Annotated in this window: 19 protein-coding genes and 1 pseudogene; 8 read left to right on the forward strand and 12 right to left on the reverse strand. The window is 66.1% G+C overall.

The window, feature by feature from the left end; genetic code table 11:
* Positions 1-4: 4 nt before the first annotated feature.
* The 3 genes from ACYZGB_RS16445 to ACYZGB_RS16455 all read left to right on the forward strand — a co-directional run bounded on the left by ACYZGB_RS16445 (position 5) and on the right by ACYZGB_RS16455 (position 3,434).
* Positions 5-1,096: a pseudouridine synthase gene (locus ACYZGB_RS16445; RefSeq protein WP_462389815.1), complete on the forward strand. Its 1,092-nt coding sequence runs from the start codon at positions 5-7 to the stop codon at positions 1,094-1,096.
* A gap of 55 nt (positions 1,097-1,151) precedes the next feature.
* Positions 1,152-2,432, forward strand: a complete 1,281-nt coding sequence (locus ACYZGB_RS16450) for an esterase/lipase family protein (protein ID WP_462389817.1) — start codon at positions 1,152-1,154, stop codon at positions 2,430-2,432.
* A 66-nt stretch (positions 2,433-2,498) separates the two neighbouring features.
* The gene (locus tag ACYZGB_RS16455) at positions 2,499-3,434 is read left to right on the forward strand and encodes an exopolyphosphatase (RefSeq protein ID WP_462389819.1); all 936 of its coding nucleotides are present in this window, start codon (positions 2,499-2,501) and stop codon (positions 3,432-3,434) included.
* A gap of 12 nt (positions 3,435-3,446) precedes the next feature.
* Here ACYZGB_RS16455 and aqpZ read toward each other — a convergent pair whose 3' ends face one another.
* Positions 3,447-4,142: an aquaporin Z gene (gene aqpZ / locus ACYZGB_RS16460; RefSeq protein ID WP_462389821.1), complete on the reverse strand. Its 696-nt coding sequence runs from the start codon at positions 4,140-4,142 to the stop codon at positions 3,447-3,449.
* A 333-nt stretch (positions 4,143-4,475) separates the two neighbouring features.
* On the opposite strand from aqpZ, the gene htpG reads away from it, so the two are divergent.
* Complete coding sequence (gene htpG, locus ACYZGB_RS16465) at positions 4,476-6,452, forward strand: molecular chaperone HtpG (protein ID WP_462389823.1); 1,977 nt, start codon at positions 4,476-4,478, stop codon at positions 6,450-6,452.
* Positions 6,453-6,620: 168 nt separating this feature from the next.
* Here the strand turns inward: htpG and ACYZGB_RS16470 are convergent, their stop codons facing one another.
* On the reverse strand, positions 6,621-6,965 hold the full coding sequence (locus ACYZGB_RS16470) for a hypothetical protein (RefSeq protein WP_462389825.1): 345 nt from the start codon (positions 6,963-6,965) through the stop codon (positions 6,621-6,623).
* 646 nt (positions 6,966-7,611) lie between these two features.
* Between ACYZGB_RS16470 and ACYZGB_RS16475 the strand changes: the two genes are divergently transcribed.
* From ACYZGB_RS16475 to ACYZGB_RS16485, 3 genes are all read left to right on the forward strand, one after another.
* A complete protein-coding gene (locus tag ACYZGB_RS16475; RefSeq protein ID WP_462389827.1) occupies positions 7,612-10,878 on the forward strand; it encodes an IPTL-CTERM sorting domain-containing protein in 3,267 nt (1,088 codons plus the stop codon).
* 159 nt (positions 10,879-11,037) lie between these two features.
* Positions 11,038-11,643 carry an exosortase H gene (gene xrtH / locus ACYZGB_RS16480; RefSeq protein ID WP_462389828.1) on the forward strand — a complete coding sequence of 202 codons (606 nt, stop codon included), beginning with the start codon at positions 11,038-11,040 and terminating at the stop codon, positions 11,641-11,643.
* A 26-nt stretch (positions 11,644-11,669) separates the two neighbouring features.
* Positions 11,670-12,281: an exosortase H-associated membrane protein gene (locus ACYZGB_RS16485; protein WP_462389829.1), complete on the forward strand. Its 612-nt coding sequence runs from the start codon at positions 11,670-11,672 to the stop codon at positions 12,279-12,281.
* Positions 12,282-12,307: 26 nt separating this feature from the next.
* Here the strand turns inward: ACYZGB_RS16485 and ACYZGB_RS16490 are convergent, their stop codons facing one another.
* The 10 genes and pseudogenes from ACYZGB_RS16490 to ACYZGB_RS16535 all read right to left on the reverse strand — a co-directional run bounded on the left by ACYZGB_RS16490 (position 12,308) and on the right by ACYZGB_RS16535 (position 21,429).
* The gene (locus tag ACYZGB_RS16490) at positions 12,308-13,054 is read right to left on the reverse strand and encodes a response regulator transcription factor (RefSeq protein WP_462389830.1); all 747 of its coding nucleotides are present in this window, start codon (positions 13,052-13,054) and stop codon (positions 12,308-12,310) included.
* Positions 13,055-13,222: 168 nt separating this feature from the next.
* Positions 13,223-14,281, reverse strand: a complete 1,059-nt coding sequence (locus ACYZGB_RS16495) for a serine/threonine protein kinase (RefSeq protein ID WP_462389831.1) — start codon at positions 14,279-14,281, stop codon at positions 13,223-13,225.
* A 44-nt stretch (positions 14,282-14,325) separates the two neighbouring features.
* Positions 14,326-15,420, reverse strand: coding sequence for a DUF2855 family protein (locus ACYZGB_RS16500; RefSeq protein ID WP_462389832.1), 1,095 nt, complete (start codon positions 15,418-15,420; stop codon positions 14,326-14,328).
* Between the two features lie 85 nt (positions 15,421-15,505).
* Positions 15,506-16,942 (reverse strand): serine/threonine protein kinase, encoded by a 1,437-nt coding sequence (locus tag ACYZGB_RS16505; protein WP_462389833.1) that lies wholly within the window; start codon positions 16,940-16,942, stop codon positions 15,506-15,508.
* Complete coding sequence (locus tag ACYZGB_RS16510; RefSeq protein WP_462389835.1) at positions 16,939-17,697, reverse strand: metallophosphoesterase family protein; 759 nt, start codon at positions 17,695-17,697, stop codon at positions 16,939-16,941. The genes ACYZGB_RS16505 and ACYZGB_RS16510 overlap by 4 nt, the downstream gene beginning before the upstream one ends.
* A gap of 134 nt (positions 17,698-17,831) precedes the next feature.
* Positions 17,832-18,271: pseudogene (locus ACYZGB_RS16515) on the reverse strand (DUF1304 domain-containing protein).
* Between the two features lie 3 nt (positions 18,272-18,274).
* A complete protein-coding gene (locus tag ACYZGB_RS16520) occupies positions 18,275-18,691 on the reverse strand; it encodes an organic hydroperoxide resistance protein (RefSeq protein ID WP_462389836.1) in 417 nt (138 codons plus the stop codon).
* A 72-nt stretch (positions 18,692-18,763) separates the two neighbouring features.
* Positions 18,764-19,228 (reverse strand): MarR family winged helix-turn-helix transcriptional regulator, encoded by a 465-nt coding sequence (locus ACYZGB_RS16525; protein WP_462389838.1) that lies wholly within the window; start codon positions 19,226-19,228, stop codon positions 18,764-18,766.
* Positions 19,229-19,543: 315 nt separating this feature from the next.
* Positions 19,544-20,362, reverse strand: coding sequence for a crotonase/enoyl-CoA hydratase family protein (locus ACYZGB_RS16530; RefSeq protein ID WP_462389839.1), 819 nt, complete (start codon positions 20,360-20,362; stop codon positions 19,544-19,546).
* Between the two features lie 218 nt (positions 20,363-20,580).
* Positions 20,581-21,429 (reverse strand): 3-hydroxybutyryl-CoA dehydrogenase, encoded by an 849-nt coding sequence (locus ACYZGB_RS16535; protein ID WP_462389841.1) that lies wholly within the window; start codon positions 21,427-21,429, stop codon positions 20,581-20,583.
* A gap of 129 nt (positions 21,430-21,558) precedes the next feature.
* Here ACYZGB_RS16535 and ACYZGB_RS16540 point away from each other — a divergent pair, with 129 nt between their 5' ends.
* The gene (locus ACYZGB_RS16540; RefSeq protein ID WP_462389843.1) at positions 21,559-23,148 is read left to right on the forward strand and encodes a GMC family oxidoreductase; all 1,590 of its coding nucleotides are present in this window, start codon (positions 21,559-21,561) and stop codon (positions 23,146-23,148) included.
* Positions 23,149-23,301 lie beyond the last annotated feature (153 nt).

A 23,301-nucleotide genomic window follows, 5' to 3' on the forward strand; every position in this document is an offset into this window, starting at 1 on the left:
CGCAATGTCTTCTTCTGCTCCTCGCCCGCCTGCGGGCCCCGCCGCCCCGGCCGCCGATGCCGGTGGCCCTTCTTCGCCAGCCACGCCGCGCCCCGTGCTGCGCCGCCCCACCCTGGCGGCCAAACCCGCGCCCGCGCGGCCTGCGCCACCGCCCCGGGCCCCCCGGCCCGCCCGGGCGCCCGCACCGTCCACCTACCGCGTCGCGTCGGGCGCATTTGTGGCGCCCGTTCGCCAGGTGCCTGCGCCCGCCACCAGCACCGTGGGCGGCCTGCCCACCTCGCGCCTGAACAAGCGCATGGCCGAGCTGGGCCTGTGCTCGCGCCGCGAGGCCGACGACTGGGTGGAGCAGGGCTGGGTCAAGGTCAACGGTGTGGTGGCCACCATGGGCCAGCAGGTCACGGCGGCCGACCGCATTGAGGTGGACAAGATTGCCCAGGGTTTCCAGGAGCAGCGCGTCACCATCCTGCTGAACAAACCCATTGGCTATGTGAGCGGCCAGGCCGAGGACGGCCACACGCCCGCCGTGGCGCTGATCAACCCCCGCACCCACTGGCGCGACGACCCCAGCCGCAACCGCTTCTCCCCGCCGCAGCTGCGGGGCCTGGCGCCCTGCGGGCGGCTCGATATCGACTCGGTGGGCCTCCTGGTGCTGACCCAGGACGGCCGCGTGGCCCGGCAGATCATTGGCGAGGACTCCGTGATGGAAAAGGAGTACTTGGTGCGCGTGGTCTACCAGGCACCCGGTCAGGCGGTGCCACGCCACCCCGGTGAGCGCTCCGCGCCGCTGCAGGAAATTGACGAGCGTGATCCTGTCAGCACCAATGTGCAGGCAGTGTTCCCCAAAGAGTTGCTGGAGCGCCTGCGCCATGGCCTGAGCCTGGACGGCGAGGCGCTCAAGCCCGCCAAGGTTGATTGGCAAAACCCCGAGCAACTGCGGTTTGTGCTCACCGAGGGCAAAAAGCGCCAGATCCGCCGCATGTGCGAGCTGGTAGGGCTCAAGGTGGTGGGCCTCAAGCGCATCCGCATCGGCCGCGTGACCCTGGGCAACCTGCCCGTGGGGCAGTGGCGCTATCTGTCGCCCAACGAGCGCTTCTGAAAGCTGCCGGGCTCCGACAACCCCCCCCCTATTTTTCTGGATCGGAGCCTTTCTCATGCCTTCTTCGCGGCCACCGCGCACGCCCAACGGCGTCCCGGCTTCTGGAACCAACCCCCTGCGGCAGCTGCGCGCCTCGGACCTGCGCGGCGTGGCCCGCCTGGCCACGCAGGCCACCACCGGCATCAGCCGTGTGGCCGAGGGCGTGCACCAGTCGGTGCGCGGCACCTTGGGGCTGCCCGGCGGGGCCCAGCCGGGCCGCACCGGGGGGCTGACCGGTTTGGTCTACCAGAGCATCCGGGGGGTCGCGAAGCTGGTGGACGCGGGCCTGCAGGCGGGGCTCACGCGGCTGGAACCCTTTTTCTCGGCGAACGCGCCCGGCACCGAGGTGCTGTGGGAGCGCGAGGCGGTCCTCGCCGCCCTCAACGGTGTGATGGGCGACCGCCTGCAGCAGGACAACAACCCGCTGTGCACCCACATGGGTTGGTACCAGCAGGGCCTGCCGCTTGATGCGCGCGCCCTGGGCGCTGCGGGCACGGCCACCGGCAAATTGCTGGTGCTGGTGCATGGGCTGTGCATGAACGACCTGCAATGGCAGCACGGCGGCCACGACCATGGCGCCCACCTGGCCCAGGCGCTGGGCTACACGCCGGTGTACCTGCGCTACAACACCGGCCAGCACATCTCGACCAACGGCGCCGAGCTGTCGGCCCTGCTCGAATCGCTGGTGGCCACCTGGCCCGTGCCTGTGACGGAGCTGGCCGTGCTGGCCCACAGCATGGGCGGGCTGGTGGTGCGCAGCGCCTGCCACCACGCGGCCACCCAGGCGGCGGCCCCCAGCGGCTGGTTGCCCCGGCTGCGCCAGGTGGTTTTTCTGGGTGCGCCCCACCATGGCGCGCCGCTGGAGCGGGCCGGGAACTGGGTGGACGTGCTGCTGGGCAGCACCCCCTATTCGCGGCCGTTTGCCCGGCTGGCGCAGCTGCGCAGCGCAGGCATCACCGATTTGCGGTACGGCCATGTGCTCGATGTCGACTGGCAGGGGCGAGACCGCTTTCGCACCCGACCCGACCAGCGCACCCCCGTGCCCCTGCCCGCTGGGGTAGCCTGCTACGCGGTGGCCGCCACGTTGGCCGCCCGGCGCAGCCCGGTGGCTGAGCGGCTGGTGGGGGACGGGTTGGTGCCCTTGCGCAGCGCCCTGGGCATCCACGATGATGCTGTGCGGGGGCTCGGGTTTGCCAAGGACCAGCAGGCGGTGTTCTACCGCCTGGGCCATCTGGCGCTGCTGGGCGATGCTGGCGTGGCCCGGCAGCTGGAGCAGTGGATGGCGGCGCCCACATGACGTTGGCCCGGTGCCGGGGTGCGGCTACGATGTGTTCATGCAGCAATAGACAACAAGGAGAAACTTGTGAGTGATGTGAAATACCGCCTGGTGACCCGCAGCGACTTTGACGGCCTGGTCTGCGCCGTGCTGCTCAACGAGCTGGACCTGATTGACGAAATCACCTTTGTCCATCCGAAAGACATGCAGGATGGCAAGATCGCCATCACCAGCCGCGACATCACCACCAACCTGCCCTATGTGCCCGGGGCGCACCTGGTGTTTGACCACCACGAGTCCGAAACGGTGCGCAACTCGGGCCGCCGGTCCGAGAACCACATCATCGAGGCGCATGCGCCCTCGGCCGCGCGCGTGGTCTACAACCACTACGGCGGCAAGGCGGCCTTCCCGCGCATCACCGACGACATGATGGCGGCGGTGGACCAGGCCGATTCGGCCCAGTATTCGCGCGAAGACATTCTCGACCCCCAGGGCTGGGTGCTGCTGAACTACATGATGGATTCACGCACCGGGCTGGGCCGCTTCCGGGAGTTCCGCATCAGCAACTACGCGCTGATGATGGACCTCATCCAGTATTGCCGCGACCACACCATCGACGACATCCTGGCCCTGCCCGACGTGCAGGAGCGGGTGCAGCTTTACCGCGAGCACGCGGCCAAGGCCAAGGAGCAGCTGCAGCGCTGCGCCATCCGCATCGGCAAGCTGGTGGTGCTGGACCTGCGCGAGGAAGAGACCATCTGGGCCACCAACCGCTTCATGATCTATGCGCTGTTCCCGGAGTGCAACATCTCCATCCATGTGATGTGGGGGCTGCAGAAGCAGAACACGGTGTTTGCCACGGGCAAGTCCATCCTGGACCGCAGCAGCCATGTGCACATCGGCAACCTCATGCTGGAGTTTGGCGGTGGGGGCCATGCGGCTGCAGGCACCTGCCAGGTGTCCAACGACAAGGCCGACACCATCCTGCAGACCTTGGTGCAGCGCATCACACTCGAAAACTGAGCGGTCTATCGCTCAATCTTCGCCGAACAGCCCCCGGTAAATGGCGGCGCCCAGCAAGGCGCCCGCAATGGGCGCGGCCCAGAACACCCACAGCTCCGACAGCGCATAGCTCGGCCCAAACAGTGCGGGGCCGGTGCTGCGCGCCGGGTTGACCGAGGTGTTGGTCACCGGGATGGAGATCAGGTGGATCAGCGTGAGGCACAGGCCAATGGCCATGCCGCCCACGCCTTCCGCTGCGTGCCGCGAAGTCACGCCCAGGATTACGATCAGAAACACCGCCGTGAGCACGACCTCGGCCACCACAGCCGCCATCAGCCCGTAGCCACCGGGGGAATGCTCGCCATAGCCGTTGGTGGCAAACCCGCCAATGTCCGCGCCGGGCTTGCCTGTGGCGATGAGGTAAAGCACCCCGGCGGCCACAATCGCGCCCAGCACCTGTGCCACCACGTAGCCGGGCAGTTCAGACGCCTTGAACCGCCCGCCCAGTGCAAGGCCCACGGACACCGCCGGGTTGAAATGCCCGCCCGAGATGGGCCCCAGCGCGTAGGCCCCGGTCAGCACCGTCAGGCCAAAAGCCAGGGACACGCCCAGAAACCCGATGCCCAGCTGCGGAAAAGCGGCCGCCAGCACGGCACTGCCACAGCCGCCGAAGGTGAGCCAGAACGTGCCGAGGAACTCGGCAGACCATTTTTGCAAAGAGGTGGGCATGGGCTTGTCCAAAAAAGCAGATGGGCAGCTGCTGGCACCGGCCTGCAGCAAATGCGGCATCTTAGGAGGGTAAAATATGCTGAACAAGCGTTAATTGCGCGCAAATTGTCAACAATGCTCTTGCGATCGCTGCGAGTGCGTCTGGCGCGTCAAAACCGCGCCAGATGGCGGGACTGCTGTCCATGCACTCTCAGTCGCCGCCAAAGCTCCGCCGGTCTTGAAATCGCGCCATCCGCCCTGAGGTGAACACGCGCGAATGTCTTTTGCACCGCAGGTGCACCAAAGGCATTTCTCAAGATCGTATGAAGTAGCCCATTCCAAGACCAAGACACCATGAGCACCAAACAAACCCTGTCTTTCCAGGCCGAAGTGGCCCAGTTGCTGCACCTGGTCACCCACTCGCTGTACTCCAACCAGGAAATCTTCCTGCGCGAGCTGATCTCCAACGCGTCCGATGCCTGCGACAAGCTGCGCTTTGAGGGCCTGAACAACTCCGCATTGTTCGAGGACGCGCCCAACCTCGAAGTGCGCGTGAGCTTCGACAAAGATGCCAAGACGCTGACCATCACCGACAACGGCATCGGCATGAGCCAGCAGGAGGCCATTGACCACCTGGGCACGATTGCCAAGAGCGGCACCAAGGACTTCATGGGCAAGCTCTCGGGCGACCAGAAGCAGGATGCCCAGCTCATCGGCCAGTTCGGCGTGGGCTTTTACTCCGGCTTCATCGTGGCCGACAAGATCACCGTGGAATCGCGCCGTGCGGGCCTCCAGGCCGACGAAGGTGTGCGCTGGATCAGCGGCGGCACGGGCGACTTCGAGGTGGAAACCATCACCCGCGCCCAGCGCGGCACCAGCATCATCCTGCACCTGCGTGACGATGCCGAGGAATACCTCAACGCCTGGAAGCTCAAGCAGGTCATCGCCAAATACTCCGACCACATCAGCCTGCCCATCCTGATGGAAAAGGAAGAGTGGAAAGACGGCGAACTCATCAATCCATCGGACGAAAACGGCGGCCGCCAGCCCGGTGGCATGGTCAAGACCGGCGAGTGGGAAACCATCAACAAGGCCAGCGCCCTGTGGACGCGCCCCAAGAAAGACATCACCGAAGAGCAGTACGCCGAGTTCTACAAAACCATCAGCCACGACCACGAGGCCCCGCTCACCTGGGCGCACAACCGCGTGGAAGGCAACACCGAGTACACGCAGCTGCTGTACATCCCTGCCAAGGCGCCGTTCGACCTGTGGAACCGCGACAAGAAGGCGGGCGTGAAGCTGTACGTGAAGCGCGTCTTCATCATGGACGACGCCGAGGCGCTGATGCCCACCTACCTGCGCTTTGTGAAGGGCGTGATCGACTCGGCCGACCTGCCGCTGAACGTGAGCCGCGAGCTGCTGCAGGAAAGCCGCGACGTGCGCGCGATCCGCGAAGGCAGCACCAAGCGTGTGCTGAGCATGCTGGAAGACCTGGCCAAACACGACAAGCACGACACCGCCGCCAATGCCGACGGCGTGACCGATGTGGTGGACGCTGACGACAAGGCCAAGGAAGGCAAGTACACCGCGTTCTACAGCGAGTTTGGCGCCGTGCTGAAGGAAGGCCTGGGCGAAGACTTTGGCAACCGCGAGCGCCTGGCCAAGCTGCTGCGTTTTGCCTCCACCACCAGCGACGCCGTGACGGTGGGCTTTGCCGACTACAAGGCCCGCATGAAGGAAGGTCAGGAGGCGATTTACTACATCACCGCCGACACCCTGGCCGCCGCCAAGAACAGCCCACAGCTCGAAGTCTTTAAAAAGAAGGGCATCGAAGTGCTCTTGATGACCGACCGCGTGGACGAGTGGGCGCTGAACTACCTGCACGAGTTTGACGGCACGCCGCTGCAAAGCGTGGCCAAGGGCGCGGTGGACCTGGGCAAGCTGCAGGACGAAGCCGAGAAGAAGGCCGCCGAAGAAGCCGCTGAAGCCTTCAAGCCCGTGCTGGCCAAGCTGAAAGAAGCGCTCAAGGACAAGGCCAAAGACGTGCGCGTGACCACCCGCCTGGTGGACTCGCCCGCCTGCCTGGTGGTGCAGGACGACGGCATGAGCACGCAGCTGGCCCGCATGCTCAAGCAGGCCGGCCAGCAGGCCCCCGAGTCCAAGCCCGTGCTGGAGGTGAATGCCGAACACGCGCTGGTGAAGAAGCTCGACGGCAGCGTGCACTTCCACGACCTGGCCCACATCCTGTTCGACCAGGCCCTGCTGGCCGAAGGCGGTTTGCCCGAAGACCCGGCTGCGTATGTCAAGCGCGTGAACGCGCTGCTGGCCTGAGGTCGGGCGAGCGGGGGGCTGGCGGGTGCGCCCTTGGGGCGCAATCTGCCGTCACCGCGCATGCATAGGCGCTTGGCTGCTATCAAAAATTGAAACCCCGGGTGCTGAGCAGCGCCCGGGGTTTTTCTTTGGAAGCTGGGAAAACGGCAGGTCGGTGCAGCGCCTGTTTTACTCCTGCGGCTGTGCCTGCTCCAGCAGCCGCGCATACACCTGGTTGCGCTCTTGCGGGTCCGCATCCATCAAGGTCTTGAGGGCCTCGTCGGGCAGGCGCATGCCCCGGCGCCGGTCGGTCGCCACCGGCAGATTGCGCCAGCCGGAGAGCACCAGCCAGTCCCACAACTCCCCCGAGATCCGATGCGTGACCGCCATCTTCAGCGCTCCCCGCTGGATGTCCGAGCCCACCACGGGCACCTGCCCCACCGGTGCAGGGCGGCGTGCCTGTCGAATCGACAAAACGTTGCGTATCCAGTCCTTCATGGGCGGGCTGTGGGGAATGTTGAGCTGGTGCAGCATAGCCCACTGTGCTGGTTTTGCTCAAGCCTCATGGGCCCGCATGGCACTGCACGGTGCCGCTGTTCGCAGCGCAAATCACCGCTTTGGCCTGCGCGCAATGTCCTGCGATCCACCGCTTGAATCGCTGAAGCCTTGATGGCTTGCATCGGGCAAGGAAACCAAGCGCTGCACTGTCGCCCGCCGAGTCGAACAACGCTGCAATGCACCAGCGTGGTGCGAACGACACGCATGGCATCCGGCAATGGTTAACGATTGTTGCCCCGCAGCAATGCGCCTGTTTCGTGGATAGATTCGAGCGCTGCTTCAGCCACCAAGGCTGGGCGTCTTCGCGGTCTCCCCTCACACCGATTTTTACAAACCCGAAAAGGGGCTGGTGAGGTTGCGGCGTGGCCAAAAACTTGAGCTGTTCATCACTTCAGGACTATCTATGTTCAATCCGTTGTCGCGCCTCTTTGTGGGCGCGCATCCACCCAGTAGACATACACAGGAATTTGACGGTACCAAACTTCCCGGGCAGGGCATGCTCCATCAGCGCTGGGCGGAGATGTTCCGTCAGGTATCACGCGCCTTGCGCCGGTTTTGTTGGCTGCTGCTGGCGAATGGATTGGTCGCGGGGGCTGCCTTGGCGCAGTCTGCGGACCTGGTGGTGAACCACGCAGACTCTCCGGACCCGGGGCCAGCCGGCGGCATCTTCACGTACACGCTGCGCATCGACAACAACGGACCCAATGGGGCGGTAGGTGTCACGCTGACAGACACCTTGCCCACAGGTTCCGTCTTCATTGATGTCAACACCACGGCGGGCACCTGCAACCAGGCTGGCGGCACGGTCAATTGCGTCTTGGGCGACATTCCGTTCAATGCCAATCAAACGGTGACGGTGCGCGTGCGCTTGCCCTCGGCCGGGGTGTGGACCAACACCGCCACGGCGGGCAGCACCACCACCGATCCCAACACCAGCAACAACGTCAACAGCATCCAGGCCACAACGGCCACGCAAGCGGCGGATCTCTCGCTGTCGGCCGTTCCGTCTGTTGCCAGCGTGAACGCGGGCCAGGCCTACAGCTACGCATTGCAGGCCACCAACCATGGACCGGATGCGGCAGATGGCAGCCAGAGCATCACCTTCACCGTCCCTGCGGGCGCGTCGATCACCGCAGCGCCCTCGGGCGGTGGCTGGTCGTGCACGCCATCCAGCGGCTACCCGCTGAGCAGCGGCAACGTGAGCTGTACCCGTTCTGGCACCTTGGCGAATGGCGCCACCACATCGGTGTTGACAGTGCCTGCCGTGTCCAACGCGAACGGCACCGTGACAGCTGCGTTCGCCGTGGCGGGCCGCAAGCCAGACAGCGCGACCATGCCGGATGGGGACCTGACCAACAACACGGTCACCGTGGACGTGGCCTCCAACTCCGGGGTGGATGTGTCGATCACCAAAACGGCCGCCAGCTCCAACGTGGCGCAGGGTGGCAATGTGGTGTACACGCTCACGCCCCGTCTCAATGGTGGTGTGTCGCTGGTGGGGCAGGTCGTTACGGTGACCGATACCTTGGGGGCCGGGTTGACCTTTGTCTCGGCCACGGGCTCCGGATGGACATGTGATGCCACCATCACCTGCACCCGGTCAGAGTACATGGGCGCCAACTTCAGCAACATGCCCGCCATTACCGTGACCGCCACGGCGGACAACACAGGGGTGTTGGCCAACACGGCGGGGGTCAGCACCGCGCTGCCGGATCCCGTGCCCGGCAACAACAGCGCCACGGCCAATGTCACGTCCAGCAACGACGCCGACATGCGGTTGACCAAAACGGCCAGCATCAACCCGGTAGTGCCCAACCAGCCGTTCAACTACACCCTGACAGCACGCAACACCGGCCCCTTGGCCATCCCTGCGGGCCAGACCATCACCATCACCGACCAGGTTCCGGCGGGGGCGACCCTCAACACCCTCGTCAGCGCAACCGGATGGACCTGCGATGCCTTGCCGTTTGCTGGCCCTGGTGCATGGAACTGCTCTCGCTCCACCGCGCTGGCGGCCAACACCGACGCGCCTGTGGTCACTGTCTCTGCCATGCTGACCGGCACCGGTACGGCCACCAACAACGCCTGCGTGGCCCTGGGGGCGGGCCTGCGTGTGGACAGCAATGCCGCCAACAACTGTGCGGGGGTCAGCGTCACATCGACGGGCACGCAGGCCGATCTACGCGTGGTGTCCAAAACGGCGTCGCCCACCACCGTGGTGGCTGGCGAGAACCTGACCTACGTCATCACCGTGGAGAACCTGGGCCCAGCAACTGCCACCAATGTGGTGGTGTCGGATACCTTGGCCAGCCTGGTCAATACGGGGGGCTTTCAGTCGGCCATAGCCTCGCAGGGCTCTTGCACGCCCAACGGGGTGACCAACGGGACTTCGCAGAGTCTGAGCTGTTCCCTGGGCGCTCTGACAGCGGGCGCACAAGCGACTGTGACCCTGGTGGTACGTCCCAATATCGCAGCTACCGGCAATCGCATGAACACGGCCACCGTGCGGTCCACCGATGTGGGAGACCCTGATCAATCCAACAACAGCGGCAGCGTGACCAGCCAGGTCACGGCCCTGGTGGATGTCACGGCCGCCAAGACCGCGACCCCCGCCTCCGTGGCAGCCGGAGCACCGATCACCTTCGTGGCGACGATCGGAAACACCGGGCCGTCCACCGCGCAAACGGTGCAGATGGTGGACACCTTGCCCTCCAACGCCGCCTTCATCGAGCTGGTCACCGTCAGCGGGGGTGGAACCTGCTCGCCGATCACGGCGGGCACCGTCGGAGGAACCCTCACCTGCACCTGGACGAGCATCACGGCGGGCTCGCAGCAGACGGCAACCTACCGCATGCGGCCCCTGGGCAACGCTGCAGGCAGCAACGTTGTCAACAGCATTGCCGCAACCACGGCCACTGCCGAGTCCAACACGAGCAACAACAGCGCAACGACCACGACACCCGTCACGGCCGCGCAACTCGACATCCTGGTGAACAAGGTGGACAGCGCCGACCCGGTGGACCTGGGGCAACCAACCACCTACACCATCACCATCAACAACAGCGGTCCCTCCTATGGGACCAATGTGGTGATGACGGACATCTTCCCGGCCCCGGGCTCGGCGCCGACCGCGACCTTCAGCTACCAGGGTGCATTGACTGTGAATGCGGGGGGCGTGTGCACCGAGCCGACCGTGGGCGCTACCGGTGGCACGCTGCGCTGCGTTTTCCCGGGCCTGAACAGTGGCCAGACGGCAACGGTGACTTACGTCATGCGTGCGGAAACGCTCACGGTGGCGGGTGCGACCAGCGGTACGGCCTTCAACCAGGCCAGCGTGACCGTGGACGAAACGGAAACCACCCTGGCCAACAACGTGGTCACACATGACACCACCGCACGCCGCTTTACCGTGGCAACCGACTTGGCGCTGGTCAAGTCGGCACCTGCGGGCCCATTGGCGCCCGGCGCGTCGCTCAACTACACCCTGACGGTCACCAACAACGGCCCCCTGGCCAGCGATGGCGCACAGGTGGTGGATGTGCTGCCAGCGGGGGGGAGCTTTGTCTCGGCCGTTGGCTGCGTGAACGCGGCAGGCACAGTGCGGTGCGCGATCGGGCCCCTGGCAGTGGGGGCTTCGCGGACCTTCACGCTGGTGACGGCGTTGGCATCGCCCTATACCGGCGCACGTCCGCTGGTCAACACAGCCACGCTGGATGCTCCGGGTGACACCAATCCCGGCAACAACTCCAGCACCGCCACCACCACGGTGTCGGTGCCACCCAGCGGGGCCAGCAGCATTCCAACCTTGTCGGAATGGGGGCTGATCATCCTGTCCACCCTGCTGGGCCTGATGGCTTGGGGGCAGGCGGCGCGGGGGCGGCGTCGCTGACCGCTTTTTTGTAGTCCCCCTCCGTGCTTCGCACACCTGCGAAGCGCTCGGGGAGGGGCTGGCCAGCACGCACCATGGCGTGCTGGCCATTTTTTTGTTTGCAGATAATGCGAGCTTCGCCTGCATTTTCTGCAGGCAGCTTTGTCCTTCAAGAATCCCATGCTGCGTTTTTTTCTCACCTTTGTGCTGCTTCAGCTCTCCCTTTTTGGCATCAACATGCTGGGCGTGGTGCAGCAGCATGTGGTTCTGCCATGGACGGAATTGCTGGCGCGTGCCTGTGTGGCGTTGGTCATGCTGTTTGACGAAACGGCTGCGGCGGCTGGCAAGGTGTTGTGGAACACTGCGACCGGGTTTGGTGTTTCGATCGAGCCCGGATGCAACGGTATCGAAGCCTGCATCGTGCTGTTTGCCGCCGTGCTGGCTTTCCCCTCGTCCTGGCGCCACAAGCTGGTCGGTCTGTTGGCCGGTTTTGTGGCGGTGCAAGGGCTCAACGTGGTGCGGGTGATCAGCCTCTTCTACCTGGGGCAGTGGAATACGCAAGTGTTCAACTTTGCGCACGAGTACCTGTGGCAGGCACTCATCATGCTGGATGTGCTGGTGGTCTGGCTGCTGTGGGTGCGTGCAGGCAGCAAGTCCCAGAAGTCGTCCGGCCCTCCATCGCCGCCTGAAGATCCACCTGCGCCCCCGGCGTACTCCGCCGCCTCGCCACAGCCTGCCGGCCCGCTGGTGAGTGCGTCTTTGGACCTGACGCCGCCAGTGCGATGAGCCGACAGCGAAGCAACGGACTGCCCATGCGCCGACTCTCTCCATTGACGATCTTCATGCTGTCCGCCTTCGGGTGGATCGTGGCCCTGACGGCACTGTGGTCGCAGGTGGCCGCCTGGACTTCCTACCCTGTGGGGGTGCTTTCGCACATGGCGCTGGAGCAGAGTGCGCCCATGTGGGTGCGGCAAGTGCATTTGTCGCCGGGCAACATGGAGGTGGATACGGCGATCTCCGTTCCTGACGCAGGTGGGCGACGTGGGGAGATCACCATTGATGTCAGCACAGCGCGCTATGCCTATGGGCTGCCGATTTTCATTGCGCTGGTGCTGGCGGCCCGTGGCCGGGGGCGCCTGGGCCGTGTGGCCGCAGGCTATGCCCTGTTGCTACCGTTCCAGGCATTCAGCCTGACGATGAGCGCCCTGATGCAAATGGTGCTGGCCGCCCAGGCCGACATCCGCCTGCTGAGGGTGTCCCAGTGGCAAATGGAGACCATTGTGTATGGCTACCAGCTGGGCTCTCTGGTGCTGCCTACGCTGGTGCCTATCCTGCTCTGGCTGTGGATGGACCGCAAGTTCGTGAACGATGTGCTGATCCGCAGCTGGCGCGAGTCACTGCCGCCGGCTGCGTCTTCGCCTTGAGCCCGGCCTGCGGACACAGCCGGCCACTACCCTGAAAGTGTTTCGGTGGCCGCTGCGCGTTGCTGCGCAGGGGCGCGGTGGAGGGCCGGTGCGCCCACAGGATCCAGCCGGTACCCCATCCCATAAATCGCCGAGATCGTGTAGCCGTTGTCCTCGGTCAGCTCCAGCTTGGTGCGCAGGCGCGACATGTGGGTGTCGAGCGAGCGCGAGGGGGTTTCGGCGCCGTCGCCCCAGACGGCCTCGCGCAGGTGGGTGCGGGACAGCAGGCGGCCAGCGTTGCGGAACATGAACAGGGCCAGTTCGTACTCGCGGTTCTTGAGTTCGATGGGCTGGCCGTGCACGCTCAGGGAGCGCTTGTCGGCGTCGAAGCGGTAAGCGCCGAAGGCCATGCGAGCGCCCATGCTTTCAGGGTAAGCGCGGCGCAGCAGGGCAGTGGTGCGGGCCACCAGTTCGCCCATGCGCAAGGGTTTGCTCATGAAATCGTCGGCACCGCGCGAGAATGCCTCGATCACGTCGCGCTCGTCGTTGCGGCGGGTGATGAACAGGATGGGCAGCTGCATGCCGCCCATGTCGCGCACTGTCTGCACGACCTCGGTGCCCTCCATGTCGGGCAGGTGCCAGTCCACGATCAGCAGGTCGAAGGTGTCGTGCCGCAGGGCATTGAGCAGGCTGCTGCCGTCGGTGTAGGTGTGGCACACATGGTGGTGGCATTCCAAGGTGCCCTTGATCTGCTCCAGCAGGAGAAGGTCGTCGTCAAGGACTGCGATGCGCATGGTGGTGGGCTCGGGGCCGGAGGGCCGTGAAAATCAACTACAAAACACCCCCGTGGAAGGGAGTGCCTCGATGGTGCCCCACATCGGGCTTCTGTGCGCAGGGGTTGACAATCGTTTGCAATGGCCCGGGCCTGCGCTGGCCAGGCTGCCCCGCGCGGTCACATCCCGTCAGGCCACCAGCGGGTCTTCCTGCATCGCCTCGTTCTGCTCGATGAGCATGTCCACCTGCCCGCGCCAGTAGTCGCTGCTGCCGAACCAGGGGAAGTTGGCGGGGAAGATGGGGTCCTGCCAACGGCGTGCGAGCCAGGCGCTGTAGTGGATGAGGCGCAGGGTGCGCAGCGGCTCGATGAGCGCCAGCTCGCGGCGGTCGAAGCTGCGGAACTGCTCGTAGCCGTCGATCAGCGCGCCGAGCTGGTGGGTGCGCTGGCGCCGGTCGCCCGAGAGCAGCATCCACAGGTCCTGCACGGCCGGGCCCATGCGGGCGTCGTCCAGGTCCACAAAGTGCGGGCCGCCCCGGCCCCACTCGTCCAGTGGCGTCCACAGGATGTTGCCGGGGTGGCAGTCCCCATGCAGGCGGATGGGGGTGGCATCTTTCAAGGAAAAATGGCCTTCTCCGCGCTCCTGGTGGATGTTTTTTGCTATCAGTTCAAGAGCGATGTCGCACTGCGTTTTCCACGCGGCGGCCACGTCGAGCGGGATGATGTCGTTGCCCAGCAGCCAGTCGCGCGAGGCCTGGCCGAAGGTCTGCAGGTCCAGCACCGGCCGGTGCACAAACGGCTGGGCCGCGCCCACGGTGTGGATGCGCGCCAGAAAGCGGCCGATCCATTCCAGCACTTCGAAGTCATCCAGCTCGGGCTGGCGCCCGCCGCGCCAGGGGCTGACCGAGAACCCAAAGCCATCGTGCTGGTGCAGGGTGGTGCCGTTCAGCACCAGCGGGCCCACGGCGGGCACTTCGGCGGCCATCAGCTCGGCGGCAAAGGCGTGTTCTTCGAGGATCTGGTCCTCAGACCAGCGGCCTGGGCGGTAGAACTTGGTCACCACGCGCTCGCCGTCTTCCAGCGTGGCCTGGTACACCCGGTTTTCGTACGACGACAGGGCCATGAGGCGGCCGTCGCCATACAGGCCCACGCTGGCCAGCGCGTCCAGCACCTGGTCGGGGGTGAGGCGTGCGTAGGGGTGTTGGTCGTTCGAGGCGTTGGCAGCGGTATCGGGGGGCAATGGGGTCATGCCCCATTGTCGCCGCCATGCCCTTGACGGCCGGGCATAGTGTTTCAGCCAGGCAGCATTGTCGCGATATGCCCGGCGCGCGCGTCGCCGCTGCCCGCCAGCACGCTCGCAAACAGCGCCTGCGTGGCCTGGGGACCTGCATGGTGCTGCACCACCAGCCAGGGCTGTGGCCCCGACGAGACGGCGGTGCTGAACTGGTTCCAGGCCGCCACCAGGCGGTCGTTCAGGCCCTGGGCGCCCCAGTCGGCGTGGCGCTTCTTGACCTGGGCGGGGGCGAAGAACATCACCGGGCGTGGGCCGGGCAACTGGCCTGCGCCGCCCAGGTCCTGCACGTGGCTGGCGCCCACCGAGCAGCTGTAGGCCAGGCCGGTGAAGTGGGCATGGACGCGCTGGCGCAGGCCCACGCTGCCTGCAAAGTCGATGTACACGCTGGGCACAGCGCCGTCCAGCTGGTCCAGCGCGTCATAGGGGATCACGCGGTCGTAGCAGCCCAGGCTTTCGCAGAACGCCACATTGCCCGGCGAGGTGAGGCCGATGACCTCGATGCCTTCGCGCTGCGCGAGCTGGAACGCGGTGCCGTAGGCCGTCTTGCTCGATGCGCTGGACAGCAGCATGCGCTTGGCACCAAAGAACTGCTGGTCTTCCAGAAAGTCGTCGATGAGCCAGGAGGTGATGAACAGCGGCCGCAGCAGCGCCTGCACGTCCTCGTTGTCGGCGCGGTACAGCCCGTCGGTGCCGGTGCGCAGGTAGTGGTTGTAGACCGCGTGCAGGCCTGCCCGGTGGGCAGCGCCGTCGCTGAAGCCTGCGGCGTTCACGCGCTCGGGCGAAAGCACGGCCTGGTTGGACATGGGCCAGTAGCCATAGAGGCGCTCGCCCGCCGCTACGTCGGGGTGCAAGGACTCGGTCACCGTGCCAAAACCCCACACGGGCACGATGCCCCAGCCCGCTTCGCCGGTGGGGAAGAACTGCCAGTAGTTCAGCATGTCGCCCAGCGCGGCGTAAGTGATGTTGTTGGCCGTGAGGGCGAACGACTCGACCCGCACGCGGACCTGGCCGCCTTCCAGCGGGGTGTCGTCGGCGGTCAACAGGCGGGTGCTGGCCAGGTTGTCCTGGCGCACGAGGAGGGTGGTGGTGCTCATGCCGCCACGCTAAACGAAAGCCCGGCGCGGCTCAAGCGGGCCGCGCCACCTCGGCGACAGCGGGGCCCACTTCTTGAACAGGCGCTTAGCCCGGGAACGTCTGGCCCAGCTGCTCGAACGGCAGCGCCTGCTTGACCAGGATGACGGTGCAGGGCGCATCACGCGCGACGCGGATGGGCACGGTGTCGATGAAGCGCTGCATCTGCAGCCCGTGGGTGGCGGCCCCCAGGATCATCATGCTCACGTGGTTGCTGGCCGCGTAGCGCACCAGCGCCAGGGCCACGTCGCCCGCTTCGAGCACGTGGTAGCTCACGGTGTGCCCGGTCAGGTCCAGCCCCTGGGCCCACTGGCGCAGGCGGGCCATGTGCTGGCGGTGCAGCGTGGTTTCGCTGCGGTTGCTGTCGCTGGTGCTGCTGGCGCCGGGCGAGATCACCGTCACGCAGGCCAGCCGCGCGCCGGGGCGGATGCCCAGTGAGCGGGCCACAGCCTGGCGCAGCGAGTACAGCGTGGCATCGCTCACATCGGCATGGGGCACGGCGACCATGAGGATGGGCGTGTCTTCAATCTGCGCCGACGGCAGCGGGCTGGGGGTGTAGTGCATGCCCGCCGCACGCAGCCAGCGCTTGAAATGGGTGGAGAGCGGCGTGCGCTCGGTGCGTTCGCCGCGTTCGGTGATGCGCACCTGCTCGGGGTGGGACAGGTCGAACGCCAGGTGGGCGGCCGAGGGGTAGCGGTGGGAGGCCTCAGGCTCCAGGCAGCGCAGGATGACCTCCTGCAGCCAGGGCGGGATGTCGGCGCGGTGCTTGCGCGGTGGCGCGGGCGTCATCCACAGGCGCTGGCGCATGCCGCCGCTGGTGGTGGGGGCGCCAAAGGGCAGCTCGCCCGTGGCCAGCTCGTACAGCATCACGCCGATGGCAAAGATGTCGCTGCGCGGGTCGCCGCGCACGCCCACCACCTGCTCGGGGGCGATCCACGCGGGCGAGCCCACGGCCTGGCGCATTTCCTCGGCCAGCAGGTCGGGGTAGTGCGCGTGGCACGACAGGCCAAAGTCCAGCAGCACGGCCGTGCCATCTTCTTTGATGAGCACGTTAGCCGGTTTGAGGTCGAGGTGGCACACGTTCTGCTGGTGCAGGCTGTGCGCGGCGCGCGCCGTGGCCGCACCCAGGCGGGCTATGGTTGCGATGTCGCAGCGCCCGGGCGCATCCAACCAGTGCTGCAGCGTCTGGCCGGGGATGTATTCCATGACCAGGTAGGGCAGCCGCACCAGGTCGCCTGCCGCCACAAAACGCGGCGCATGCGGGCCGCTGAGCACGGGCAGGATCTGCAGCTCCACCTCGAAGCTCACGATGTTCTCGGCGCCATCGCCCGCCGTCATGCGCGGGATCTTCATCGCCATGGCAAAGCCGGGGCTGCGGCCTTCCTGTGCGTAGTCCACCGCATAGATGTGCGCCATGCCGCCCGCGTGGATGCAGTCCACCACGCGGAAGCCGTCGATCTCGGTGCCGGGTTCGAGCAGCTTCATTGGCCGTGCTCCAGGCGGTCCGCGTAGAAGCCCGGCAGGCATGCCGCACGGATGGCGGCGGCGGCGGCCAGGTGGTCGTAGGGCACGCGGTAGAAGGTGATCTGTTTGGCGGTGTCGTCGAACACGGCATACATGGCGCGCGCATCGCCATCGCGCGGCTGGCCCACCGAACCCACGATGGCGAGCCACTGGCGGTGTGGCGGCACGGGCACAGGCACGCCGGGCTCGGGGGCAAAACGCATGAGCTTGGCGGTGGGCGTGAGGAAGTACAGCACCTGTTCGTGCACATGGCCGCTGAACACATAGCGGATGGCGGGGTCGAGGGCCTGGGCCGCCGTCATGCTGCGCTCGGCGGCGTTGGAGTCTTCCACATAGCGCCACTGGGCGGGCATGTCGGCGCTGGCGTGCACCAGCAGTGCGCTGGTGCCCAGCCGGGCGGTGAGCGGCAGCGATTGCAGAAACGCGATGTGGCTGTTGCCCAGCTGGTCGTGTGTCCACTGCGCGCCCAGCTCGCTGCGGTTGCGGGGGTTGGCGGGCGGCGCCAGGGCCATGGCGTCGTGGTTGCCCAGCACACACAGGGCGCCCTGCTGGGCCAGGTCGCGCACCTGCTCCACCACCGCCACGGGCTCGCCACCGTAGCCCACCAGGTCGCCCAGCAGCGCAAACTGCTCGGCGCCCTGGGCGCGGGCGTGTTGCAGGCAGGTGTCCAGGGCCTGGCGGTTGGCGTGGATGTCGGACAGCAGGGCGATTTTCATGGTGTTGTCTCCAACCCCATCATCGCGCGCATGGCTGAATGGCAGCTTGCAGGCCGCCGTGCTTTCCCTGATTCAAAGCAAAAATAGCTGCCACCGCCCGTCTATAGGGTGGTGGCAGCTATTGATTTGATAGCTCAGAGGCTGCGCTGTACGGCGGGTTTTTTGTCCAGCGCCAGCACCAGGCCCAGCGCAATGATCGCGGGCAGCGCCTGGCTGAAGAAGATCTTGGGCGCTGCGGTGGCGGCGCCAAACACCCCGGCCACGATCACGCAGGCCAGGAAGAAGATCTTGAACACCCGGTTGCCGGTGAACAGCCCCCAGAACAGGCCCGCCGCCAGAAAACCGTTGTACAGCCCCTGGTTGGCCGCCAGCGTGGTGGTGGCGTCGGCCAGCTCCTGGGTCAGGTTGAAGGTCGCAGAGTCTGCTGACGGCCTCTCTGGGGACCCCAGGGAGGCCGTCAGCAGACTCTTTTGCCCAGGGGCTTGTTCCAGAAGAACATTTCGAGCACGAGGATGTACACATGCTCGATGGCCACCAGGGCCACCGAGATGCGGGGAAGCAACCGGCGGCCCATCGCTTAGACGATCGTGATGGTCACGTCGATGTTGCCGCGCGTGGCGTTGGAGTAGGGGCAGACCTGGTGGGCTGCGTCCACCAGCTTCTGGGCGGTTTCCTTGTCCAGGCCGGGCAGGCTGATGGCCAGGCGGGCGGCGATGCCGTAGGCGTTCGAGATGGGGCCCAGGTCCACTTCGGCGTCGATGGTCACGTCCTGGGGCACGGGGATGCCGATCTTGCCGCCGACGGCCTTCATCGCGCCGATGAAGCAGGCTGCGTAGCCGGAGGCAAACAGCTGCTCGGGGTTGGTGCCGGTGCCGGCCGTGCCGGGCGAGGACAGCTTGACTTCCAGGCGGCCGTCATCGGTCTTGGCGGCGCCATCGCGGCCACCGGTCACGTGCGACTTGGCGGTGTACAGGACTTTTTCGAGCTTGGTCATGGTGTCTTCCTTGCGGTTTTTGCCCACTGGCGGGCGGTGGAGGGAATCGGTTCTTGCGTTGTCTGAAGGCCGTCAGCGTTGCTCGCTGAGCCGGTCTCGCAGCTGCTTGAGTTCGGTGGTCAAGGTGGTCAGCTCGGCAATCGAGCACTGGCTGCTTTGCAGCACGTACGGTGGAATGGCTTCGGCCTGGTTGCACAGTGCGCGGCCTTGCGACGTGAGGGTGATGCGCACACGGCGCTCGTCCTGCACATCGCGCAGGCGGGCAATGTGGCCCTGTGCCTCCAGGCGCTTGAGCAGCGGCGTGAGCGTGCCGGAGTCGAGGAACAGGCGCTCGCCCAGCTCGGACACCGTCACGCCATCCTGCTCCCACAGCACCAGCATCACGAGGTACTGCGGGTAGGTCAGGCCGATGTGGTCGAGCAGGGGCTTGTAGAGCTTGGTCATCGCCAGCGAGGCGGAATACAGCGCAAAGCAGACCTGGTTGTCCAGCCGCAGGATGGCGGGGCTGGGGGTGGAGGGGGTGCTGGGGCTGGGCATGGGGTGAATTGTGGCGGGTTATTAAATTGTGTGAAATTGAATTTTGTAAAACCTTGTTGCGGACGAGGACGGGTTGGATGCGGGAGTGCGGAAAATCGTCCGGTGGTAGACGCGCGCCCGAACAAGGCGCACTCCAAACCTAATTGCTATATTTTTAATAGCTGCATGGGTGTGATGGACGCGCGGTAACGGCCATTTTTGCTTGAGCTTTGCCGCGCCCACACGCGTGATTCCTGCCAACCCTGCCCGAAAGGACGCTGTCGGCGTGGAGGGGCGGGCGCAGCTCGGCGGGCCCGCAGCCGCCTGCGCCCGCGCTCAGCGCCCGCTGAACTGCGCGGGCCGCCGCTCCACAAAGGCGCGCACGCCCTCGGCCGCATCCTCGCTGTTGGCCAGCTGCTTTTGCACCGGGATGAACTCGGCCACCGCCGCCGCCTGCCCCTGCTCAATGGCCTTGAGCACATTGAGCCGCGTGGCCACCACGGCCAGCGGCGCCTGGGCCGCGATGCGCTGCGCGATGGTGATGGCTTCCTCCAGCACCTGCGCAGCCGGTACCACCTTCTGCACGAAGTTCAGGCGGTACGCCTCCGCGCTGCCGAACTCGTCGGCGGTCAGCAGGTGCAGCAACGCATTGCCCGTGCCCGCGCGTTCGGCCATGCGCAGCGTGGCACCGCCCGTGGCCATGATGCCGCGCTGCACCTCCATCTGCGAGAAGCGGCAGTTGTCGGCCGCCACCACGATGTCGGCGCCCAGCATCAGCTCGATGCCCACGGTGAAGCAGATGCCCTTGACCGCCGCCACCATGGGCTTGGTGCGGCGCCTGTAGCCGGGCAGGCCGTAGTCGTGCGGCTCGACCAGGCCTTCGGGGATGGCTTTTTCGCCGCGCTGCATGTAGGCGCTCACGGCAGGCAGATCGAGCCCGGCGGTGAAGTGGTCGCCAAACGCGTGCAGCACGCCCACGCGCAGCTGCGGGTCGTCATCGAGGCGGGTGTAGGCCTCGGCCAGCTGGCGGAACATCGGCGGCGTCCAGCCATTGCGCTTGGCGGGCCGGTTGATGCCGATCAGCAGCACATGGCCGATGACCTGGGTGTCGATGTTGCCCTCGGGCGGGGGCGTGGTGGGGGTGATGTTTGTCATGGGCGCGGGTCTCCTGGCCCCTGATTGAAAACGCTTAGCGCGCTGGGCGCCGTCTCAGCCGAGACAGTGCGAATGACAAGCGTAAGTGGCCTCAAAAACTGGCGCGGCCCATGCGAGTGCGCCCGCGCAAGGGCCGCCACGACATGTGAATGTCGTCTTCACTCCGTGCGCCGGGTGCGTCCCCCTCTGGGGGGAAGGCGCGAAGCGCCTCAGGGGGGTTAGTAGCTATACACGCCCTGGCCCGTTTTGCGGCCCAGGCGGCCCGCCGCCACCATTTCCTTGAGCAGCGGGCAGGGGCGGTACTTGCTGTCGCCAAACTCGGTCAGGTACACATCCATCACCGCCAGGCACACATCCAGGCCGATCATGTCCGCCAGCGCCAGCGGGCCGATGGGCTGGTTGCAGCCCAGTTTCATGCCCGCGTCGATGTCCTCGGGGGTGGCCAGACCTTCGGCCAGCACGAAGAAGGCCTCGTTGATCATGGGCACCAGGATGCGGTTCACCACAAAGCCGGGCGCGTTCTTCACGGTGATGGGGCTCTTGCCCAGGGCCTCGGCCAGGGCCTTCACGGCGTCGTGCGTGGCGTCGCTGGTCTGCAGGCCACGGATGATCTCCACCAGCGCCATCATGGGCACGGGGTTGAAGAAGTGCATGCCGATGAACTTGTCGGCGCGGCTGGTGGCGGCGGCCAGCTTGGTGATGGAGATCGAAGAAGTGTTCGATGCGATCAGCACCTCGGGCGCCACGATGGCGTCCACCTGCTTCAGGATCTTGAGCTTGAGCTCGTAGTTTTCGGTGGCGGCCTCAATCACCAATTGCGCGGCTTTGAGGTCGTCGTAGCTGGTGGAGGTCTTGATGCGGCCCAGCGCGGCGGCCTTGTCGGCTTCGCTGATCTTTTCCTTCTTGATCAGGCGGTCCAGGCTGCCGGCCACGGTGGCCAGGCCTTTTTGCACTGCAGCATCGGAGATATCAACCATCACCACGTTGATGCCCGACACCGCACAGGCCTGTGCAATGCCGTTGCCCATGGTGCCTGCGCCGATGATGCCTACGGTCTGAATCGTCATATAGAGAGCCCTCTTCAAAGTGAAACGGATGGCCGGAATGGTAAGGGGAATCGCACGACCGTTCGGTTATCGTGCGTCAAACCTGAACCAACAAGCCGCTGCGCAGCATGGCGGAGGAGACACAACAACATGTTCGACTACATCGTGATCGGCGGCGGCTCGGCGGGCTCCGCGCTGGCTGGCCGCCTGACCGAAGACCCCTCCGTGCGCGTCTGCCTGCTGGAGGCGGGCCCCGCCGACAAGAGCGTGCTCATCCACTGCCCCGCCGGGCTGGCCGTGATGGCCAAGTTCGAGCTGAACGGCTGGGGCTTCAACACAACGCCGCAGACCGCGCTGAACAACCGGCGCGGCTACCAGCCACGCGGCAAGGTGCTGGGGGGCTCCAGCTCCATCAACGCCATGGTCTACATCCGGGGCCAGCATGCCGACTACGACCACTGGGCTGCGCAGGGCAACCCGGGCTGGGGCTGGGAGGATGTGAAGCCCTATTTCCTGCGCGCCGAGCACAACGAGCGCGGCGCCGATGCCTGGCACGGCCAGGGCGGGCCTTTCAACGTGGCCGACTTGCGCTCGACCAACCGCTTCAGCCACCACTTCACTGAAGCGGGTGTGCAGGCCGGGTACCCGCACAACACCGACTTCAACGGGGCCAGCCAAGAGGGCGTGGGCCTGTACCAGGTCACGCACAAGAACGGCGAACGCCACAGCGCGGCCAAGGGCTACCTCACGCCCCACCTTGCGCGCTCCAACCTGCAGGTCATCACCGGTGCCCACGCCACGCGCATCCTGTTCGAGGGCACGCGCGCCGTGGGCGTCGAATACCGCCAGGGCGGTGCCTTGAAGCAGGTGCGTGCGGGGCGCGAAGTGCTGCTGAGTGCGGGGGCACTGCTGTCGCCGCAGCTGCTCATGCTGTCGGGTGTGGGGCCGGCCGCCCATTTGCAGCAGCACGGCATCCCGGTGCTGCACGACCTGCCGGGCGTGGGCCAGCATCTGCACGACCATCCCGACGTAGTGCAGGTGCTGGACGCCCCCGAGCTCAAGGACCTGTTCGGCCTGTCACTGTCGGGCATGGCGCAGACGCTGCGCGGCATTGCCGAATGGCGCAAGCACCGCACGGGCATGTTGACCACGAACTTTGCCGAGGCGGGGGGCTTCATCAAGAGCGACCCGTCCGAGCCCGCGCCCGACCTGCAGCTGCACTTTGTGATCGGCAAGCTGGTGGACCACGGGCGCAAGACCGTGTTCGGTCATGGCTACTCGGCCCACGTGTGCCTGCTGCAGCCCAAGAGCCGCGGCGCGGTCACGCTGGCCAGCCGCGACCCCATGGCCTTGCCTTTGGTGGACCCGAACTTCCTGGCCGATCCTGATGACATGGCGCGCATGGTGCGTGGCTTCAAACGCACGCGGGAGATCCTCATGCAACCGGCGCTCGCGAAGTTCGGCGCCAAGGAGCTGGCGGCCTCGACCAGTGCGCGCACCGATGCCGAGATCGAGCAGTTCATCCGCCAGTACGCCGACACCATCTACCACCCCGTGGGCACCTGCCGCATGGGGCCGGGGCCGCTGGATGTGGTGGATGCCGAACTGCGTGTGCATGGCCTCGTGGGCCTGCGCGTGGTGGACGCGTCCATCATGCCGCGCATCGTGAGCGGCAACACCAATGCGCCGACGGTGATGATTGCGGAGAAGGCGGTGGACCTGCTGCGTGCGCGGGTGTGAAGGAATTCACATTTGCGGCGCTGAAGGCGTTATTTAAGGTTCGCAGAAGGTCTGCTTAAGGAGTTTTTAACAGGCAAAACTGCCGCGCGTTCCTAGACTTCTTTTCATGGAAGCGGGTGCATGGTGCACCCGGCCCGGCACCCCCAAAGCAGG

It is taken from the genome of Acidovorax sp. Q11 (assembly GCF_054950075.1).

What these genes read in the sequence shown, in the direction of transcription:
- aqpZ (WP_462389821.1), bottom strand. Translation starts at nt 4,142, where the DNA reads ATGCCCACCTCTTTGCAAAAATGGTCTGCCGAGTTCCTCGGCACGTTC.
- ACYZGB_RS16525 (WP_462389838.1), bottom strand. Translation starts at nt 19,228, where the DNA reads ATGCCCAGCCCCAGCACCCCCTCCACCCCCAGCCCCGCCATCCTGCGG.
- ACYZGB_RS16510 (WP_462389835.1), bottom strand. Translation starts at nt 17,697, where the DNA reads ATGAAAATCGCCCTGCTGTCCGACATCCACGCCAACCGCCAGGCCCTG.
- ACYZGB_RS16490 (WP_462389830.1), bottom strand. Translation starts at nt 13,054, where the DNA reads ATGCGCATCGCAGTCCTTGACGACGACCTTCTCCTGCTGGAGCAGATC.
- ACYZGB_RS16485 (WP_462389829.1), top strand. Translation starts at nt 11,670, where the DNA reads ATGCGCCGACTCTCTCCATTGACGATCTTCATGCTGTCCGCCTTCGGG.
- ACYZGB_RS16530 (WP_462389839.1), bottom strand. Translation starts at nt 20,362, where the DNA reads ATGACAAACATCACCCCCACCACGCCCCCGCCCGAGGGCAACATCGAC.
- ACYZGB_RS16535 (WP_462389841.1), bottom strand. Translation starts at nt 21,429, where the DNA reads ATGACGATTCAGACCGTAGGCATCATCGGCGCAGGCACCATGGGCAAC.
- ACYZGB_RS16470 (WP_462389825.1), bottom strand. Translation starts at nt 6,965, where the DNA reads ATGCTGCACCAGCTCAACATTCCCCACAGCCCGCCCATGAAGGACTGG.
- ACYZGB_RS16500 (WP_462389832.1), bottom strand. Translation starts at nt 15,420, where the DNA reads ATGAGCACCACCACCCTCCTCGTGCGCCAGGACAACCTGGCCAGCACC.
- ACYZGB_RS16450 (WP_462389817.1), top strand. Translation starts at nt 1,152, where the DNA reads ATGCCTTCTTCGCGGCCACCGCGCACGCCCAACGGCGTCCCGGCTTCT.
- ACYZGB_RS16495 (WP_462389831.1), bottom strand. Translation starts at nt 14,281, where the DNA reads ATGACCCCATTGCCCCCCGATACCGCTGCCAACGCCTCGAACGACCAA.
- ACYZGB_RS16540 (WP_462389843.1), top strand. Translation starts at nt 21,559, where the DNA reads ATGTTCGACTACATCGTGATCGGCGGCGGCTCGGCGGGCTCCGCGCTG.
- ACYZGB_RS16520 (WP_462389836.1), bottom strand. Translation starts at nt 18,691, where the DNA reads ATGACCAAGCTCGAAAAAGTCCTGTACACCGCCAAGTCGCACGTGACC.
- htpG (WP_462389823.1), top strand. Translation starts at nt 4,476, where the DNA reads ATGAGCACCAAACAAACCCTGTCTTTCCAGGCCGAAGTGGCCCAGTTG.
- ACYZGB_RS16445 (WP_462389815.1), top strand. Translation starts at nt 5, where the DNA reads ATGTCTTCTTCTGCTCCTCGCCCGCCTGCGGGCCCCGCCGCCCCGGCC.
- xrtH (WP_462389828.1), top strand. Translation starts at nt 11,038, where the DNA reads ATGCTGCGTTTTTTTCTCACCTTTGTGCTGCTTCAGCTCTCCCTTTTT.
- ACYZGB_RS16505 (WP_462389833.1), bottom strand. Translation starts at nt 16,942, where the DNA reads ATGAAGCTGCTCGAACCCGGCACCGAGATCGACGGCTTCCGCGTGGTG.